The sequence below is a fragment of the Indibacter alkaliphilus LW1 genome (assembly GCF_000295935.2).
In the GTDB taxonomy this organism is placed as follows: domain Bacteria; phylum Bacteroidota; class Bacteroidia; order Cytophagales; family Cyclobacteriaceae; genus Indibacter; species Indibacter alkaliphilus.
In genome coordinates, this window is sequence record NZ_ALWO02000008.1 from 1 (window position 1) to 1,790 (window position 1,790).

2 protein-coding genes are annotated in these 1,790 nt (G+C 35.0%); both read left to right on the forward strand.

Annotated features, from left to right (window positions below):
• A partial coding sequence (locus A33Q_RS01215) for an AAA family ATPase (RefSeq protein ID WP_009036492.1) occupies positions 1 to 1,195 on the forward strand: 1,195 nt, incomplete at its 5' end.
• Positions 1,185 to 1,772, forward strand: a complete 588-nt coding sequence (locus tag A33Q_RS21460; RefSeq protein WP_016254465.1) for an RloB family protein — start codon at positions 1,185 to 1,187, stop codon at positions 1,770 to 1,772. The genes A33Q_RS01215 and A33Q_RS21460, both read left to right, overlap by 11 nt.
• The last annotated feature ends 18 nt before the right edge of the window (positions 1,773 to 1,790 follow it).

Consider the following 1,790-nt stretch of genomic DNA (forward strand, 5'->3'; position numbering starts at 1 on the left):
ATTCCAGAGCGGAAATAATAACTTAATCAAATCTGCTGTCATCTATGGACCCAATGCATCGGGAAAGAGTGGACTTCTTCGGGCATTTAAGGCACTTGAATTTTTAGTCCGAAGATCTTCTAGTTTCAAACCTGACGAAAGGATTGCTCCATTCGAGCCGTTCAAACTCAACATTCAAAATTCAAAAGCTCCTGTCTCAATGGAAATAGAGTTCTCTCACGAGAATAACCAATACTATTACCAAATTGAGTTCACCGAAGACAAAATTGAATTTGAAGAACTTCACCATTACCCCAACTCTATTCGGACATTATTATTCACAAGAAAGAGTGGTAGCCCCATAAAATTCGGTGAATCTTATAAAGGTGGAAAAAAAACAATTGAAAAATTATTGCTACCAAATCAGCTATTCCTTTCAAAAGCAGCGGAAAACAATGTAGATTCTTTACTTTCTGCATTTTCGTTTTTTGGAAAAGGTATGATGGTATTTCCTTTTCTCGAAGAATATCGAGAAACCTCCTTAAGCAAGCTCTACGCAAAAAGATTAGCTGAAAATAAAAACTCTAATTTTTCTAAGAGATTTAACAAACTTATATGTGCATTAGACACTGGTATTGTAGGGATTCAAGCAGAAGAAGTTGATTGGAGTAGTTATAAGTTTCCAAGCAATATGCCTGATGATGTAAAAGAAAGATTCCAAGATCAATATAAATATGACATTAAAACACAACACCCTCTCTTTGATGGAGAAAAAGAGATTGGAGTTGAAAACTTTGAAATTGACGAAGAGTCAACAGGAACTAAAAGCCTGTTTGTAATTGGTGGAATTATTCTTGATGCCTTGGAAACAGGAAGGGTATTAGTTGTTGATGAGTTTGAAAAGAATATGCACCCAAGCATTACTCAATTTTTGATCAATCTGTTTCATAATGAAATCACCAATCCGAAAAATTCTCAACTAATTTTTGCAACACACGACATAACTCAACTTTCAAATGACAGCTTTAGGAGAGACCAAGTTTGGTTTACAGAAAAAGATGAATTTGGATCAACCTCCCTTTACAGATGCTCCGATATAAAAGGAATTCGATTAGGGACTCCTCTAGACAAATGGTATGCGTCAGGCAGGTTTGGTGCAACACCGATTATCAATGATTCAGACTTTCTTATAGAAATGCAAAGTGATGAGGATTAACAAACCAAATAGACGGATACTAATACTTTGCGAAGGAGTAACTGAATATTTATATGCTAAATCTTTACAAAGTGAATTACCAAGACACCTTCAAAGATCTATTTCAATTGAAATTGACTATAATTCCAGGAATGACCCAAAGAGTTTAGCAGAAGAAGCATTAAAGAGAAAAAGAAAAGCTAGAAAAGACAGGAACAACTATGATTCAGTTTGGTTGTTTTTTGATCATGACAATTGGCCGCAACTAGAAGCAGCATTTAGAATTGTAGACTCAGAAGGATTTTGCATTGCCTATAGTGCTATGTGTATTGAACATTGGTTCATACTACATTTTGAGAATTGTGGTAGAAGCTTTCAAGACGGTGCCGAAGCCTTGAGATTTCTAAAAACTAAGTGGCCTGAATACCACAAAACCAAGTTGAAACACTACGAAATCTTAAAAGAAGATTTAGAAACTGCCATTGTCAGAGCTAAAACATTGAGAAGCAATGTCCAAACAGATTTACCAAAACATCAACGGAATCCTTATTTCACAATCGATAAGCTGATTGAATTTTTCAATGACTTCAAAAAATAAAAAAACACGAAGGCACAA

What these genes read in the sequence shown, in the direction of transcription:
- A33Q_RS21460 (WP_016254465.1), top strand. Translation starts at nt 1,185, where the DNA reads ATGAGGATTAACAAACCAAATAGACGGATACTAATACTTTGCGAAGGA.